17 protein-coding genes are annotated in these 15609 nt (G+C 31.1%); 11 read left to right on the top strand and 6 right to left on the bottom strand.

Annotated elements, in window-relative coordinates:
* Positions 1-173: 173 nt before the first annotated feature.
* The 5 genes from IW18_RS14850 to IW18_RS14870 all read right to left on the bottom strand — a co-directional run bounded on the left by IW18_RS14850 (position 174) and on the right by IW18_RS14870 (position 4708).
* Complete coding sequence (locus IW18_RS14850; protein WP_041518680.1) at positions 174-1589, bottom strand: amidohydrolase family protein; 1416 nt, start codon at positions 1587-1589, stop codon at positions 174-176.
* Positions 1590-1767: 178 nt separating this feature from the next.
* Positions 1768-2052, bottom strand: a complete 285-nt coding sequence (locus IW18_RS14855; RefSeq protein ID WP_041518681.1) for a GNAT family N-acetyltransferase — start codon at positions 2050-2052, stop codon at positions 1768-1770.
* A gap of 6 nt (positions 2053-2058) precedes the next feature.
* Positions 2059-2454 carry an OsmC family protein gene (locus IW18_RS14860; protein WP_041518682.1) on the bottom strand — a complete coding sequence of 132 codons (396 nt, stop codon included), beginning with the start codon at positions 2452-2454 and terminating at the stop codon, positions 2059-2061.
* 3 nt (positions 2455-2457) lie between these two features.
* Complete coding sequence (locus IW18_RS14865; protein WP_041518683.1) at positions 2458-3339, bottom strand: pirin family protein; 882 nt, start codon at positions 3337-3339, stop codon at positions 2458-2460.
* A 268-nt stretch (positions 3340-3607) separates the two neighbouring features.
* On the bottom strand, positions 3608-4708 hold the full coding sequence (locus IW18_RS14870) for a DNA alkylation repair protein (protein WP_041518684.1): 1101 nt from the start codon (positions 4706-4708) through the stop codon (positions 3608-3610).
* Positions 4709-4964: 256 nt separating this feature from the next.
* Here IW18_RS14870 and nadC point away from each other — a divergent pair, with 256 nt between their 5' ends.
* From nadC to priA, 7 genes are all read left to right on the top strand, one after another.
* Positions 4965-5822: a carboxylating nicotinate-nucleotide diphosphorylase gene (gene nadC / locus IW18_RS14875; RefSeq protein WP_041518685.1), complete on the top strand. Its 858-nt coding sequence runs from the start codon at positions 4965-4967 to the stop codon at positions 5820-5822.
* A 44-nt stretch (positions 5823-5866) separates the two neighbouring features.
* Positions 5867-6460 carry a hypothetical protein gene (locus tag IW18_RS14880; protein WP_041518686.1) on the top strand — a complete coding sequence of 198 codons (594 nt, stop codon included), beginning with the start codon at positions 5867-5869 and terminating at the stop codon, positions 6458-6460.
* Between the two features lie 78 nt (positions 6461-6538).
* Complete coding sequence (locus IW18_RS14885; RefSeq protein ID WP_041518687.1) at positions 6539-7462, top strand: YihY/virulence factor BrkB family protein; 924 nt, start codon at positions 6539-6541, stop codon at positions 7460-7462.
* Positions 7463-7464: 2 nt separating this feature from the next.
* The gene (locus tag IW18_RS14890; protein ID WP_041518688.1) at positions 7465-7896 is read left to right on the top strand and encodes a DUF2147 domain-containing protein; all 432 of its coding nucleotides are present in this window, start codon (positions 7465-7467) and stop codon (positions 7894-7896) included.
* 11 nt (positions 7897-7907) lie between these two features.
* The gene (gene bla-B1-FLAV / locus IW18_RS14895) at positions 7908-8660 is read left to right on the top strand and encodes a subclass B1 metallo-beta-lactamase (protein ID WP_041518689.1); all 753 of its coding nucleotides are present in this window, start codon (positions 7908-7910) and stop codon (positions 8658-8660) included.
* Positions 8661-8766: 106 nt separating this feature from the next.
* Positions 8767-9318 carry a hypothetical protein gene (locus IW18_RS14900; RefSeq protein WP_123902509.1) on the top strand — a complete coding sequence of 184 codons (552 nt, stop codon included), beginning with the start codon at positions 8767-8769 and terminating at the stop codon, positions 9316-9318.
* Between the two features lie 26 nt (positions 9319-9344).
* Positions 9345-11795, top strand: a complete 2451-nt coding sequence (gene priA / locus IW18_RS14905) for a replication restart helicase PriA (protein WP_041518691.1) — start codon at positions 9345-9347, stop codon at positions 11793-11795.
* A gap of 1 nt (position 11796) precedes the next feature.
* Here priA and IW18_RS14910 read toward each other — a convergent pair whose 3' ends face one another.
* Positions 11797-12495 carry a LytR/AlgR family response regulator transcription factor gene (locus IW18_RS14910; RefSeq protein ID WP_041518796.1) on the bottom strand — a complete coding sequence of 233 codons (699 nt, stop codon included), beginning with the start codon at positions 12493-12495 and terminating at the stop codon, positions 11797-11799.
* A gap of 177 nt (positions 12496-12672) precedes the next feature.
* Between IW18_RS14910 and rpsF the strand changes: the two genes are divergently transcribed.
* The 4 genes from rpsF to IW18_RS14930 all read left to right on the top strand — a co-directional run bounded on the left by rpsF (position 12673) and on the right by IW18_RS14930 (position 14436).
* Positions 12673-13014 carry a 30S ribosomal protein S6 gene (gene rpsF / locus IW18_RS14915; protein WP_041518692.1) on the top strand — a complete coding sequence of 114 codons (342 nt, stop codon included), beginning with the start codon at positions 12673-12675 and terminating at the stop codon, positions 13012-13014.
* A gap of 5 nt (positions 13015-13019) precedes the next feature.
* Positions 13020-13316 (top strand): 30S ribosomal protein S18, encoded by a 297-nt coding sequence (gene rpsR, locus IW18_RS14920; RefSeq protein ID WP_002987043.1) that lies wholly within the window; start codon positions 13020-13022, stop codon positions 13314-13316.
* A gap of 66 nt (positions 13317-13382) precedes the next feature.
* Positions 13383-13823, top strand: coding sequence for a 50S ribosomal protein L9 (rplI, locus tag IW18_RS14925; RefSeq protein WP_041518693.1), 441 nt, complete (start codon positions 13383-13385; stop codon positions 13821-13823).
* A 139-nt stretch (positions 13824-13962) separates the two neighbouring features.
* Complete coding sequence (locus tag IW18_RS14930) at positions 13963-14436, top strand: DUF6495 family protein (protein ID WP_041518694.1); 474 nt, start codon at positions 13963-13965, stop codon at positions 14434-14436.
* Positions 14437-15609 lie beyond the last annotated feature (1173 nt).

Consider the following 15609-nt stretch of genomic DNA (forward strand, 5'->3'; position numbering starts at 1 on the left):
CTAAACGATGACCTAAATATCCATCAATCGATGCGATGTATTGACTTGCATTTGCAAAATCAGCCTCGAATTGAGTTGCTAAATTTGGTTTTACATAAAGAAAAGCGGCTTCTAAAATCATAATTATAACGTTTAACAAACCCGACAGGTTTTAAAAACCTGTCGGGTTTCGTTTAGTTTTTGAATTTGTCTTCAAAAGTTTTAAATTTTGCATCCAAATCTTTGAGCAATTGTTTCTTTACCGATGCATCCTGAATAAAACTGAAATTAATACTGTTGTAAACATATTGTTTTATCGTTGAGTAGGTAACATCAGGATATCTTTTGGCAAGTAAAACATATTGCTCTGTCATGTTTGTTCTTAAAATTCCGGCATCGTCAGTGCTAATTACTATAGGAACATTAAATTCTTTGTAAAGTGTAAACGGATGTCTGTTTTCTTTTACTTTCAGAATAAATTCGTTGCTGGTTAAATTGATCTCGATTGGAATATTGTTTTTAGACATATATTTCAATAAATCGTATGAATTTGCTTCGTAAGCAATATCAACTCCGTGACCAATTCTGTTTGCTCCGGCAATATAAATTGCATCATTGATATGCCAGGTTAAATCTTCTGGCTGAACCAATCCTAAGGTTAATTCGCCTGCGTGAAGCGTATATTTTACATCCGGAAATTTAGAGTGACAATATTTAAACATTACCATGTGCAACCAATAATCCTTCATTGAGTTTTGACCGTGTTCTGGAGAAACAATGTTTACACCCGCGGTCAGTTTACTTTCGCTTGACGAAATAAAAGCGATTACTAGATTTTTAAATAAATCAACTGGTTCCATAAAACGAAGCACAAAATTTTGATAACGCATAGTAAAACGTTCGTCATCAATTTTAAGGTCTTTATGTAGTTTCGCTAAGAAATTATTATTGAAATCGATGGCGTATTTTTTAGCATCTTTTTGTTGAAGAGATTTATACAATTCGTCTAAGAGTTTCAGAACAGCTTTTTCGTCTTTTTGAGATGCTGCTTGACGTAACTTTGTACTAAAATCAGTTAAGTCAGAAACGTTCATGTCGCACGGAATTGTTGATAATTGAGTTTCGATATAGCTTACATTTTCGGCAATGGCACGTTTTTTTAATTCGAGCATTCCTTCGGCAAAATGACCAGCAATAGTTGGTTCAAATTTCATAAATGAATCAAAAAACAAATCGTCTGACGGAACTGAAACTCCATTATAATCCTTAGCTGACCATGTTTGCATGATTTGCTGTTCGTAATAATCTAGTTTTCCGTTATTTTTAATAGAAGAAAAGGTTTGCCAGTTTCCTTTTGCGGGTTTGGTTTTAGAAACTTCCATCGTTTCTATATTCAAATAAAAATCTTCGGCAATAGCTCTTTCTAAAAGAGGTTCTGCATAAATTGATCCTGAAAAATGATGGTGTAAATCCCCGCCTTTAGGCATTTGTTGAAAGAAAGCTGTTAAGAGAGCTTCGTTATTTCTGATTTTTTCTAAATAGTTTCCAGCTTGTTGAGAAAAGCCAAATTGTGCTATAAAAAAACAGAAAAGTGTAATTATCCTCGTCATACTCTAAGTTTAAATTACATGCAAATGTAAGAGTTTTAGAGGAGATTTGAAAATTTTGTTTTTGAAGAAACAAAGTGGCAAAGTTTTACAGCATGAATATTATAAAAATACAAAAGACGCACAAAATGCGTCTTCAATATAAAACCTCTGAACCTTTGTTCCTTTGCAACTTTGAACCTTAAGAAAAAAGTACATCACGAATATCCGGTGTTTTATCAAAAACACTTTTTGCAAAAGGGCAAAGCGGAATAATTTTTAAATCATTTGTTCTTGCATATTCGACAGCTGCCATAAGCAGTTTTTTACCTACGCCTTTTCCGTTAAAGTCAGGACTAACTTCGGTGTGATCAATAATAAATTTTGAATCTCCAGCCCAAGTGTAAGTCATTTTTCCGGCTTCTTTGCCATCTTCGATAGCTTCAAAATTGCCTCTTTTTGTATCGTTTGTTTGTTGGATTTCCATAATTATTTATACTAAAGAAGTTTCTATTTTAATTGTTTTTACAAGTGTTTTATGAACGGGGCAACTATTAGCGATTTTCAAAATGCGTTGTTTTTGAGAATCGTCTACATTTCCTGTAATCAGAATTTTTGTTGAAAATAACGAAACGGTATGTTCTTCATTTTTTTCGAAATCTACCCAAATACTAAGTTCAGAAACATCCCATGCTTTGCGGTCAATATACATTCGTAATGTAATAAGTGTGCAGGAAGCAAGAGAAGAAGCCAAAAGCTCAAACGGACTAAAACCTAAATTTTTTCCGCCAATTTCCTGAGGTTCATCCGCAATGAGAATGTTGCCGCTTTTTGATGTTATTTCAGTACGATATTTTCTTGTATCGATTGTTGCTTTTACTGTATCCATAATTTATTTGATTCTTGGTTCAGGTAATGGAACAAATTCTGTTTCGCCTGGAACTTTTGGGAAAGTTTGTTCTGTCCAGTCTTTTTTTGCTTTTTCGATTAAGTTTTTATCTGATGAAACGAAATTCCAAAAGATAAAATGTTCTTCGGGAAATGGCGTTCCTCCAAAAATGTAAACGGTACTGTTTTCTGAAATTTCAAATTCGCATAAAGTGCTGTCGTTTGTAATTAGAATCTGTTTTGGATCGTATACATGTTCACCGCTTTTAATGCTTCCCTCTAAAATATACAAACCGCTTTCGCCGAATAAATCTTTACCGATATTGATTTTTTTGGCTTCGGTACTTTTAATTTCTATAAAATAAAGCGGACTATAAACCGGAACCGGAGATTTTTTACCAAAAGCTTCACCTGCAATTAATTTGTATGAAACTCCATATTCTTCCCAAGCCGGAATATCATCGGCTTCGACATGAGTAAAATTAGGATCCATTTGTTCCAGTTCTTTTGGTAATGCGACCCAAATTTGCAAACCGTGAAGCATTTTGTCAGAATGTCTTAAATATTCAGGAGTTCTTTCGGAGTGAACGATTCCTTTTCCTGCGGTCATCCAGTTTACTGCTCCGGGTTTTATTTCCAATTCTGTTCCTAGACTATCACGGTGCATAATGCTTCCTTCGAACAAAAAAGTTAAAGTCGAAAGTCCGATATGCGGATGTGGAGGAACATCCATATTTTCATGGTCACTTAAATGTGCAGGCCCCATATGATCGATAAATACAAATGGTCCAACGGCTCTTTTTTCGCGGAAAGGCAATAAGCGCCCTACCATAAAATTGCCAATATTGGCAGCACGTTCTTCGATAATTAAACTGATATTTGACATGGTTTATTTGATTTGAAAACAAAATTACAGTAGTCGTGCTTGTCTGTAACTTAATTTAGATTAAGAAACTTGTTATTTTGTATTATTTATAAAAGTAAGGAAAATGTTGAAGTAATTCAAACGCTTCTTTTTTGTAGTCCTGTTTGTCAGACTGAGCGAAGTCGAAGTCGCGCATGCTAAATCACTTTGTGGGACTTCGACTTCGCTCAGTCTGACAGTAGCAATTACTAAACTTGGGTGATCGCGAACTGGTGAAGCAAATTAATATTTAATCAATCAATTCAAATTCTAAAACTTCACTTTCTGTTCCATTAATAATAATCGACAATTGATGTATTCCGGTATGAAAAACACGAGTTGTTATGATTTTAAAAGACTGATTTCTGTCAACTTTTATTAATTGATTAGGGAGATAGATTTTCTCACTGATTTTGAACACTTTTTTAGCCAAATGTCCTTTTGCTTTTTTGTAATGAACAGCATATTCTAACCGAACGGTTTTAGCTTCTTCATTCTTATTATTTAAGTGAAAATGAAACTGTAAATAATCTCCAATTTTTACAATTGGTGTTTTAATTTCAAATGACGAAAGTTCGATATTGGTGCTTTCTAAACCGTAATGATTCAGAATTTTAGGATGACCTTGTTTTAATAAAGTACGAGAGCCGTGTTTTATAATTCCGTCTGTTTCTTTGCTGAGACCTTTCCATAAATTAGCTATTTCAAGTACAGTCTCAGGATTGTCTTTTGCTATATCATTTAAACTATTGGCAACGCTTCTACGCACATATTCTGAGGGATCGTTTTTTAGATTCTCTAAAATAGGCAGGATAGAAGCGGGATCTTTTTTTAGAAACGGAATTGCCATTGCCCAAGGCAATCTAGAACGGCTTCCTTCGCTTGACAATCTTCGGACATGATGATTTTCATGCAAAGACCATTTTACCATTTCATCGATCATTTTTTCTTTATACTTTAAAATAAACGGTCGAACGGCAAATTCGCAACTTATAAATTGAGTGATCGATACAAAGGCTTTTGCCGAAGTTTTAAAATCATTTAAGCCGTATATTTCGATATAATCAGCAAAGAAAATAAAAGCCAGATTTCCATCTGTGAATTTATTTTTCTTAAGATTATTAATGATTTTATCAATTGCAGCAACTGCTTCGGGAAAATTTTCAGGCATAAACTGATGAAGCACAACGGTTGTATGTTTCATGCGATCTTTCCATTCTTTTTGCGCAAAATCACCTTCATAAATAGTGTCGATAAATTTTTGTTTATCGAAAGTTGGATGTACTTCGGCTACAGCCTGACTAAAATTTTCGTAAAAAGAAAGAGAGTAAATGTCCTTGATTAAGCCCATGATTTTATATGAATGAACTTCAAAGATATTTAATGTTTTGAATTTAAGAGATAGATTTTATTTTAAAAATTATGCTTACAGAAGTAAAATAACTTTAAGTATCATTAAAAAATATGTTTTTGTCTGTTTAGAATTTTTAATACTTTTCTGCCTAATATAATGGTATATTTTGATGTTTTTGGCTTTTAAAATCGAATTGAAACTTTCAAATCCACAAAATATGTCCTACTTTAGCATCTTATAAAAACGAAGAAAAATGATTAGCGAAGCACAATTTCAAGCCGAATTACATTTATTAATTAGTAATGCAATTCGAGAAGATGTAGGCACAGGCGATTACAGCTCATTGGCTTGTATTCCTGATACGGCGCACGGACAAGCTAGATTGTTGGTAAAAGATCAGGGAATTATTGCTGGTGTTGAGTTGGCAAAAATGATTTTTGAATATGTTGACCCAAATTTAAAGGTTAGAACTTTTATAGAAGATGGAACGCATGTTGAGTTTGGGGATGTTGTTTTTGAGGTTTCGGGTAGTTCTCAATCGATTTTAAAGTCTGAAAGAGTAGTCTTGAATACTATGCAACGAATGTCTGCAATTGCATCAAAAACGGGTCAGTATGTAGCACTTTTAGAAGGTACTGGAGCTAAAATTTTAGATACTCGTAAAACGACACCAAATTTTAGGGTAGCCGAAAAATGGGCTGTGAAAATTGGCGGTGGAGAAAATCATCGTTTTGCGTTGTACGATATGATAATGCTAAAAGATAATCATATTGATTTTGCTGGAGGTATTACGCTTGCGATTAAGAAAACGAAAGAGTATTTAAAAGCAAATAATTTAGATTTAAAGATTATCGTAGAAGCTAGAGATTTAGATGAAATTCGCGAAATTCTTTTAAGCGATGGTGTTTACAGAATTTTGATTGATAATTTTAATTACGAAGATACTAAAACGGCTGTCGCATTAATTGGTAAAAAATGTCAAACAGAATCATCAGGAAATATTAGCGAAAAAACACTTCGTGAGTATGGACTTTGTGGTGTCGATTATGTTTCATCTGGAGCTTTAACGCATTCTGTTTATAATATGGATTTGAGTTTAAAGGCTTTTTAATGAGATTTTAGGGTCGGTAAATATTGTTTAAAAGGAACAGAAAAATGAAGAAATTTTTTGGATTAAGTTTTATTGTTCTTTTTATAAGTTGTTCTCATTATTTGGTGAATAATGAAGGATTTGTTCGGCCTCCAAAAAACTATAGATTTAGTTACCAAAAAAAATCTGCCAAGTTAATTGACAATAAAATAATTGACACAACTGTAATTTATTATTTGTCTAATAGTAATTATTACAGGAACACTGATGAATATAAAAATGACGATGGGTATATAAGATTTTATGCAAATGGAAAATTTAAAATGCAAGGTCTTAAAGCAGAGCCAAAGATAGAAGACGTGAATAATGTCAATTATGGAATTGTAGGTTATTTTAAAATTAAAGGAAACGTAATAAAGTTGCAGCTGTATACAGATATAAATGCCGGGTCAGACCAATTAGAATTTGGAATTATTGATGATAAAGGGGACTTAATTTTATTAAATGAAAATCCAAGAACTGATTTTGGCCTCGGATATTCTGAAGAAATGATAAAAGAAAAAATAAATGAGGTATCTGTTTTTAGACAGAATCTCAATCCGAAAATTTATAAAAAGCTAAAAATGGATGGAATGATATATACTCCTCCTAATTGGTAAAATAATAAAGAATTGTGTACTATGAGTTCTCATGGAGATTTTTAATCTAAATTCAACAATTTAAACTCTAAAAAAAATATGTCTCAAGAAATAGAAGATCGGATTGAAAAAGTTCCTGTAGTGCGGTCACTTGCCCGATTTTTAAAGAGAATAAAATTGCCTTGGTTAGAAGGTTTTTCATTATATGATTTGCTGGAAATGTATACCATCGGGATTATTGATGGTGCATTTTCATATCATGCAAGTGCGGTTTCTTTTAGCTTTTTTATGGCTCTGTTTCCTTTTGCCTTATTTATTTTAAACTTAATTCCTTTTATACCTATAGATAATTTTCAGAATGATTTTCTACTTTTTGTGCAACAAAGTGTTCCGCCAAATACGTATGATGCCATTAGTAAAATTATTAGCGATATCTTAAATAATAGTCATTCGGGATTATTGTCGTCGGGATTTTTGCTTTCGATTTTTTTGATGGCAAATGGTATTAATGGAATTTTAAGCGGGTTTGAATCTTCAAAACACGTTTTTGATAAACGAGGTTGGTTTAGCCAGTATTTAGTAGCATTGGCTATTTCGCTTGTAATGACAATAATTCTGTTTGTAACCGTTGCAACAATTGTTGTTTTTGAGGTGTTTATTCAAAAAACAATTATTCAGGATGTTCTTAGCGATCGAATTCCGCTCATTATTTTAGGACGATACTTGTTTGTTATTTTAATGATTTTGATAACATCTTCAATATTATTACGTTATGGTACAAAGCAGTATAATAAAGTGCCATTTATAAGCATTGGATCTGTTTTTACAACTATTTTAATTGTTATATCTTCGTTCTTTTTTGGGATTTGGGTTATAAAATTCTCAAAATATAACGAACTTTATGGTTCGATAGGAACATTATTAATTCTAATGTTTTATATTTGGATAAACTGTATGATACTGCTTTTGGGATTTGAACTGAATGCTTCTATCAGAAAACTAAAACAAAAAAAAAATAAATAGGTATGAAAAATTGGATTTTAACAATTGGTGTTTTTTTCTTCGCATTAAGTACAATGCAATCTCAAAGTGTTGTTGGAAAGTGGAAAACAATTGACGATGAAACAGGTGAAGCAAAATCTGTGGTTGAGGTTTATGAAAAGTCTGGAAAGATTTATGGTAAAATAGTTGAAATTCTTCGTGCTGATCATAAAAAAGATGTTTGTGTTAAATGCGACGGAGCAGATAAAAATAAGCCTATTTTAGGAATGGTTATTATGAATGGTCTTAAAAAAGATGGTTCTGAATATAATGGAGGAACAATTCTGGATCCTACAAATGGTAAAAAATACAAATGTTATATTTCATTAGAATCTGCAGATAAATTGAAACTTCGTGGTTATGTTGGAATTTCTTTAATGGGAAGAACACAATACTGGACTCGAGTGAAAAATTAATTTTTTAAAATATGCGAAAATTAGCATTCATAATTTTATTCTTAACTATTTTATCCAATAGTTTTGGACAATCTAAGAATTCGCCATTACAAATAAGTCATCTTACGGGTGACTTTTATGTTTATAAGACGTTTCATGATTATAAAGGAACATTGATTTCGGCAAATGCAATGTATTTTGTTACAGATAAAGGTGTTGTGTTGTTTGATGCACCTTGGGATAAAACACAATTTCAGCCTTTGCTAGACAGTATAAAAGCAAAACATAATAAGAATGTTATTATGTGTTTTGCTACGCATTCGCATGAAGACAGGGCAGGTGGTCTGGAGTTTTATGGTAAAAAAGGAATTAAAACGTATACAATAAAATTAACCGACGACATTTTAAAAAAGAATAATGAAAAAAGAGCCAAATTTGTAATTCCAAATGATACTATATTTACCGTTGGAAAATATAAATTTGAAGTTTTTTACCCTGGTAAAGGTCATGCTCCTGATAATATTGTAGTCTGGTTTAATAAAGAAAAAATACTTTATGGTGGTTGCTTTATCAAAAGTACTGAAGCAAAAGACCTTGGATATCTTGGTGATGCTGATGTGAAAGAATGGGAGAAATCTATTAAAAAAGTACAATCAAAATTTAAAAGTCCTAAATATATTATTACTGGCCACGACAATTATAAAGATCTAAATTCTTTAAAACATACGCTGAAATTGGTTAAGGAATATAATACGGTTTCTGGTAAGTCATCAGGTAAAAAGTAATTTTTGATTGGGTTTTATCGTGAAGTTTTTTTTGAAAAAAGAAGTTGTTTTTGCTTACTTGAAATTAAATCGAGTAGATAATTTAAAATAAAAAAAAATAATTTAAATGACTGATTATTTGCCGTATGTTTTCGGGATTTCGTCCCTTTTCTTAGGAATGACTATTCTTTTGCTTTCATTTGGTTTTTATAAGGGGAAAAATAAAACAGAAGAACAAATTGAAAAGAGTAATACTTTTTATTCTAAATACGGAATTCTAATTAAAATTTGTGGTTTTATATTGATATTTGAAGGGTGTTCAAATCTTTTATTTCCTAATCCTCATCGTTATGTAGTAGGAGTTGGTAAAGTAGTTTTAGATAAAAATGAAAAAAAAGATCAAGGTAATAAAATATGGGAAACTAAAGATAGGGAGATATTAGTAGAGAAGTGTATTAAAGAAAGTGGACTAATCGGTACTAAGTATCCTCAGATTCTTAGAGATTATTGTGAGTGTTCGATGGATAATATTATGATTGCGATGAGTAAGGAGGAATATTTGAAAAGTTTACAAAAAACAATTGAAGAACAAACAAAAGAGCAACTACCTCTTTTTCAATCTTGCTATGATGAGATGTCAATTAAATTAGATAGTTTAAATAATCAAGTTTCGAAGTAATATAATATCCTCAAAAGAAAAAAAACATGTTTTTTGTCGAAGTCGTTTTACCGCTTTCCTTAGCTAAAACTTTTACATATCGTATTTCTGAAGCCGAATTTCATTTCATTAAAAAAGGAATGCGAGTGGCAGTGCCTTTTGGTAAAAGTAAAATTTATACAGCATTGGTTATTGATATTCATGAAAATGCGCCAAGTTTGTATGATGCCAAAGAAATTCATCAAATATTAGATGAAAAACCTATTGCTACCGAAATTCAGATTAGACATTGGCTTTGGGTAGCAAATTACTATATGTGTGGTATTGGCGATGTGTATCGTGGTGCTTTTCCGAGTGGATTACTATTGGAAAGTGAAACGATTATTTCGCATAAAATTGATGTCGAGGTAAATCAAGATGAGCTTTCTGATGAAGAATTTTTGGTTTATGAAGCTTTGCAGCAACAAAGTTCTCTTAAGGTTCAGGAGATTATTGCGATATTAAACAAGAAGAATATTTTTCCAATTCTTCAAAAATTAATTGCAAAAGATATTATTGTTCTTGAAGAAGAAATAAAAGAAAGTTACAAGCCAAAACTGGTTCGTTATGTGAAATTGCATACCAAATATGAATCTGATAATGGTTTAGGAGAATTGTTAGAGGTATTGAAAAATGCGAATAAACAAAAAGAAATTGTTTTAGCTTATTTTCAAAGTATGGCTTCTGAAAAGAAACCGATTACTGTAAAGAAATTAGTTGAGGTTTCAAATTCATCTTCGGCTGTAGTAAAAGCTTTAATTGATAAAGAAATTTTTGAAGAATATCTTTTACAACACGATAGAGTATCGTTTACAGGACAAGCGACAGAAAAGCAATTGCTGTTGAGTAATGCTCAGGAAAAAGCTTTTTTGGGACTTAAAGAAAGTTTATTAGAAAAAGAAGTTTGTTTGCTTCACGGTGTTACCTCTAGTGGAAAAACAGAGATTTATATAAAATTAATCGAGGAATATCTGGTTACCGGAAAACAGGTTTTGTATTTGTTGCCAGAGATTGCTTTAACAACTCAGTTGGTGTCACGTTTGCGACTTCATTTTGGTGATAAAGTGGCTGTTTTTCATTCAAAATACAGTAACAACGAAAGAGTTGAGGTTTGGAGACAAACGCTTGAGAATTCTGATAAAGCACAAATTGTAATAGGGGCGAGGTCGGCCTTGTTTTTGCCTTTTAATAATTTAGGTTTATTGATTGTTGACGAAGAACATGAACAGACTTTTAAGCAAACAGATCCGGCACCAAGATATCATGCAAGAGATGCGGCAATAGTTTTGGCTAATTTTCACAATGCGAAAGTACTTTTAGGATCTGCAACTCCAAGTATTGAAACCTATTTTAATACCCAGGTCGAAAAATTTGGTTTGGTTGAACTTTCAGAACGTTATAATAATGTTCGAATGCCTGAAGTTGTTTTGGTAGATTTAAAAGACAAGCATTTTAGAAAAAGAATGACTGGACATTTTAGCGATCTTTTAATTGAAGAAATAGCTGAGGCTTTATCTTTAGGTGAACAAGTGATTTTGTTTCAAAACAGAAGAGGTTATTCGCCAATAATTGAATGTATGACTTGCGGACACGTACCGCATTGTCAGCAATGCGATGTGAGTTTGACTTTTCATAAACATAAAAATCAATTGCGTTGTCATTATTGCGGATATTCGATTGCTAAACCAACACATTGTCATAGTTGTTCAAGTATAGATTTGACAACAAAAGGTTTTGGAACAGAACAAATAGAACAAGAATTATTAGCTCTTTTTCCAAAGGCTAAAACAGGCAGAATGGATCAGGATACAACTCGTGGTAAATTTGGATTCGAAAAAATTATTGATACTTTTAAAAACAGAGAAATTGATATTTTAGTTGGAACACAAATGCTGGCTAAAGGCTTAGATTTTGATAATGTTAGTTTGGTTGGTATCATGAATGCCGATAATATGTTGCATCATCCAGATTTTAGGGCTTTTGAGCGTAGTTTTCAAATGATGACACAAGTAGCAGGAAGAGCAGGAAGGTCAGAGAAACAAGGGAAAGTAGTGATTCAAACTTACAATCCAAATCATAATACAATTCAGCAAGTTACAAACCATAATTATATAGGTATGTATAAGGAGCAATTGTATGATAGGCAAATCTATAAATATCCTCCTTATTTTAGAATCATAAAGCTTACTTTGAAGCACAGAGAATTTGAAAAACTAAAAGAGGGTTCAATGTGGTTGTATCAAGTTTTAAGTCAAAATTTGAATATGCCGGTTTTGGGACCAGAGGAACCTGCTATTAGTAGAATTAGGAATGAGTATATAAGAACGATCTTGATTAAAATTCCGCAAAATCTGCATTTAGCAAATACAAAAAAAACTATTCAGAAAATGCTGAATAGTTTTGAGGCTGTTGCTCAGTACAGAGCTATAAAGGTTATTACTAATGTCGACTTCTATTAAGTTACGACGATGTTGACAATGCTTTTACTAAATCTTCTTTTTTGTTTCGACTAAGTGGAATTTTGGTAATACCAATTTCGGCAAATTTACTATTAAAGCGTTCTACTTTATCAATGTTGATAATGTAGGACTTGTGTACACGAATAAATTTGTCTTTTGATAAATCGTTTTCAAAAGATTTCATAGTCGAAAGAACTAAGTTGCTATCGTCTTCAGTAACCACTCTCACATAATCTCCAAAAGCTTCAATCCATTTGATTTTGGCTGTGAAAATTTTAAGTTTTTTTAGATTGCTTTTAATAAAGATGTGTTCGCCTTCTTCTTCTTTTACATCTTTTTTTAGTAAATGCATATCTATAGCTCTTTTTACAGAGGCATTAAAGCGATCGACCGCAATAGGTTTTTGCAAGTAATCAGTGGCGTCATAGTCAAATGCTTTTAAAGCATATTCGGCTTTAGAAGTGATAAATATAATTTGAGGTTTAGTTTTAAGCCCATCAAGAAAATCAAATCCATTAATAACAGGCATTTCTATATCAAGAAATATTAAATCGATATTATTTAGAGAGATGCAACTTTTTGCCTCTATCGCATTAGAAAAGTCCCCGATTAAGTGCAAACCTGGGTGATTATTAACTAATTTTGCAATAATTGTCCTCTGTATAGAACTATCATCTACAACAACACAGTTTAGTTTCATAACATTAAAATTTAGAATAAATTCAGGATAGCAGTAGTAAATGTATGTTTTTTTTGTAAAAAAAACTAAGATGAACGTGTATTTTTTGTTATACGACGAATAAAAGTAAAAAAGTGTTGTATATTTAAATTTAATGCTTACTTTTGCACCCAATTTTAACAAATAAATATTGTATTTATGAATCATTATGAAACTGTTTTCATTTTAAATCCCGTTTTATCTGAGGTTCAGGTGAAGGAAACAGTAACGAAATTTGAAGAATTTCTTACTAGTAGAGGAGCTGAAATGGTATCGAAAGAGGATTGGGGTCTGAAAAAAATGGCTTACGAAATCCAAAACAAAAAAAGTGGTTTTTACCACCTATTCGAATTCAAAGTATCTGGAGAAGTTCTTATTGCTTTTGAAACTGAATTTAGACGTGACGAAAGAGTTATGCGTTTCTTAACTGTAAGTTTAGACAAACATGCTATTTCATGGGCTGAAAGAAGAAGAGCCAAATTAAAATCTACTAAAGCTTAATTATTATGTCTACAATAGAGCAATCTGCAAAAGGAAAAAAAGACGGAGATATCAGATATTTAACGCCTTTAAACATTGAAACTAACAAAACTAAAAAGTACTGTCGTTTCAAAAAATCAGGAATCAAATATATCGATTATAAAGATGCTGATTTCTTATTGAAATTCGTTAATGAGCAAGGAAAAATTCTTCCTCGTCGTTTAACTGGAACTTCATTAAAATACCAAAGAAAAGTTTCTGTAGCTGTAAAAAGAGCTCGTCACTTAGCTTTAATGCCATACGTGGCCGATTTATTAAAATAATTAAAAACTCTAGTCGCTGGTTTCCTGTCAAACGGAACCTAACTTCTAAAATATAAGGACAACAACATGGAACTTATTTTAAAACAAGACGTACAAAACTTAGGATTTAAAGATGATGTAGTATCTGTAAAACCTGGTTACGGTCGTAACTTTTTAATTCCTCAAGGTTTTGCTTCATTAGCAACTCCTTCTGCTAAAAAAGTTTTAGCTGAAAACCTAAAACAAAGAGCACATAAAGAAGCTAAAGTTGTTGCTGATGCAAAAGCATTAGCTGAAACATTAAAAGCTCTTGAAATTAAACTTACTGCAAAAGCTGGTGGAGAGAAACTTTTTGGTTCTATCACAAACATCGACATTGCTGAAGCTTTAGAAAAATCTGGTAACGCTATTGATAGAAAATTCATCACTAGTGGTATCGTAAAACGTACTGGAAAATATTCTGCTAGCATCCGTTTACACAGAGATGTTATCGTTGAATTGGCGTACGAAATTATCGCTGAAAAGTAATAGTTTAAAATACTATATAAAAATCCCGATGCGAGTCGGGATTTTTTTTGTTTAAGAAAGATAGATAACAGACTTAAAGTTATTTGCTTTAAGCAATTTGCTTATAGCTTATAGAGTAAGGCATAAAGCCTAATTAAAAATGAAATACGCAAGATTAACAAAAGAGCAATTTGATGAATTGCACGCAGAATTTGCCAGCTTTTTGGCTACACAAGCTATTGACAAAGCAGAATGGGATTCTCTTAAAATAAATAAACCAGAAGTTGCAGAACAAGAATTGGATGTTTTTTCAGATTTAATTTGGGAAGGTGTTTTGACAAGAGCAGAATTTTTGGAGCATTTTTCTAAAAACCATATCTTCTTGTTTAAATGCTTTGAAACTGATGTGCAATCAATAGTTTTAAAATCATTGATTCCTGAAACAGATTTTTTAACAAAAGAAGGATTGCAATGGTTAAGTGATAATATGTTCACTGAAAATATAGAAATGAAAGTTGGAAAAAAAGTATTTACTGAGGATAGAAATGCTTCTATTTTTGAATTAATTCAACAAGGTGCGTTCTTAAGTGAGGGACAATTATTTACCCAAATTAATACCATTATCGAGTCATAAATTTATTCCAAGATATTTTGAAAAGGCAAACAATTGATTATTAAATTGTTTGCCTTTTTTTTTGTTTTTTAACTTTTGTTTAAACTTTATTGTTTTTTTTACCAGGTATTTCTACGTGTTTTTTTCGAATAATTTAATAAACTATATTTTATTACTTTTAAATGTAGGATTTGTTTTTCATTTGTCGATTAAAAGTTAGTTTTTGTCGTCAAAATACATATTAATGTAGTTAATAACTTACTTTTTGAATATTTAACAGAAAAGTAATATCTTTTTTTAAACTCCTAAAAGAGTTCTTTTTGCACGAAAAAGTGTAGGTTTTTCGCATGTTAAAGCTTTTTTTAGAACTGGTGTCTCTTTAAAAAATAAGAAAAATATTAATTTTGAGTTTGTTTTATGTTTTCAATTTTTCTAATTTTAGGATAGAAAAGTTAAACAAAGTATTTCTGAGTAATTAGACAAAGACTTTTAAAAGGTTTTGTTTTTAGTAGAACTTGTTTTTCTTTTTAGACACAATTTAAATTTGAAGTTTTTATAATAACTTAATAAGTTTGCGTATGGAATTGATCATTACTTTTTTTATCAACTTTGCATTTGGCTTTATTATTATTTTAGCTTTATTTTTTATGAGTTTGAATAAAATTTTATTTATCATCAAATTAAATTTTAGTTCCACTTCAAACTTATTTTATGGATTTCCCAATCATGTAAATTTTTTATTTTCAAATTCCTCACGGCGAATTTGTTAATGAATGGTGTTTTTGTTTTTAGCTTTAAATTCAAGAATACCGATTATTAAAAATAATGGAATCAATTTTTAGAATATTATTCTAAAGCAACAAAGTTTATTGATGGAGTTATCAACCATCTATGAATATTGAGACCTACTATATATTTAATAGAATACCCCAGTTCTACTTAAACTTAAATTTTCTTTTATGAAAATTAATACCACAACAAATCACTCCTTCTGGAAGACTGGTTTAGATCAGTACATCCAATTTTTTTTAAGACATCGTTTATTCAAAAAGAATAAAACATGCTCTTAAGCATACTTCGGTATGCACAATACAACATAATTTTTTTAATGAAATGAATTTTACAATCTTAGTATACTAGGAGTTTAAAATTCATTTAACTAGTTGATTATTAATAATTTTTAGAATTGCCTAA

It is taken from the genome of Flavobacterium hibernum (assembly GCF_000832125.1).
In the GTDB taxonomy this organism is placed as follows: Bacteria; Bacteroidota; Bacteroidia; order Flavobacteriales; family Flavobacteriaceae; genus Flavobacterium; species Flavobacterium hibernum.

Coding starts and splice junctions, on each gene's coding strand:
- IW18_RS14850 (WP_041518680.1), bottom strand. CDS start 1,589: ATGACGAGGATAATTACACTTTTCTGTTTTTTTATAGCACAATTTGGC.
- IW18_RS14855 (WP_041518681.1), bottom strand. CDS start 2,052: ATGGAAATCCAACAAACAAACGATACAAAAAGAGGCAATTTTGAAGCT.
- IW18_RS14860 (WP_041518682.1), bottom strand. CDS start 2,454: ATGGATACAGTAAAAGCAACAATCGATACAAGAAAATATCGTACTGAA.
- IW18_RS14865 (WP_041518683.1), bottom strand. CDS start 3,339: ATGTCAAATATCAGTTTAATTATCGAAGAACGTGCTGCCAATATTGGC.
- IW18_RS14870 (WP_041518684.1), bottom strand. CDS start 4,708: ATGGGCTTAATCAAGGACATTTACTCTCTTTCTTTTTACGAAAATTTT.
- nadC (WP_041518685.1), top strand. CDS start 4,965: ATGATTAGCGAAGCACAATTTCAAGCCGAATTACATTTATTAATTAGT.
- IW18_RS14880 (WP_041518686.1), top strand. CDS start 5,867: ATGAAGAAATTTTTTGGATTAAGTTTTATTGTTCTTTTTATAAGTTGT.
- IW18_RS14885 (WP_041518687.1), top strand. CDS start 6,539: ATGTCTCAAGAAATAGAAGATCGGATTGAAAAAGTTCCTGTAGTGCGG.
- IW18_RS14890 (WP_041518688.1), top strand. CDS start 7,465: ATGAAAAATTGGATTTTAACAATTGGTGTTTTTTTCTTCGCATTAAGT.
- bla-B1-FLAV (WP_041518689.1), top strand. CDS start 7,908: ATGCGAAAATTAGCATTCATAATTTTATTCTTAACTATTTTATCCAAT.
- IW18_RS14900 (WP_123902509.1), top strand. CDS start 8,767: ATGACTGATTATTTGCCGTATGTTTTCGGGATTTCGTCCCTTTTCTTA.
- priA (WP_041518691.1), top strand. CDS start 9,345: ATGTTTTTTGTCGAAGTCGTTTTACCGCTTTCCTTAGCTAAAACTTTT.
- IW18_RS14910 (WP_041518796.1), bottom strand. CDS start 12,495: ATGAAACTAAACTGTGTTGTTGTAGATGATAGTTCTATACAGAGGACA.
- rpsF (WP_041518692.1), top strand. CDS start 12,673: ATGAATCATTATGAAACTGTTTTCATTTTAAATCCCGTTTTATCTGAG.
- rpsR (WP_002987043.1), top strand. CDS start 13,020: ATGTCTACAATAGAGCAATCTGCAAAAGGAAAAAAAGACGGAGATATC.
- rplI (WP_041518693.1), top strand. CDS start 13,383: ATGGAACTTATTTTAAAACAAGACGTACAAAACTTAGGATTTAAAGAT.
- IW18_RS14930 (WP_041518694.1), top strand. CDS start 13,963: ATGAAATACGCAAGATTAACAAAAGAGCAATTTGATGAATTGCACGCA.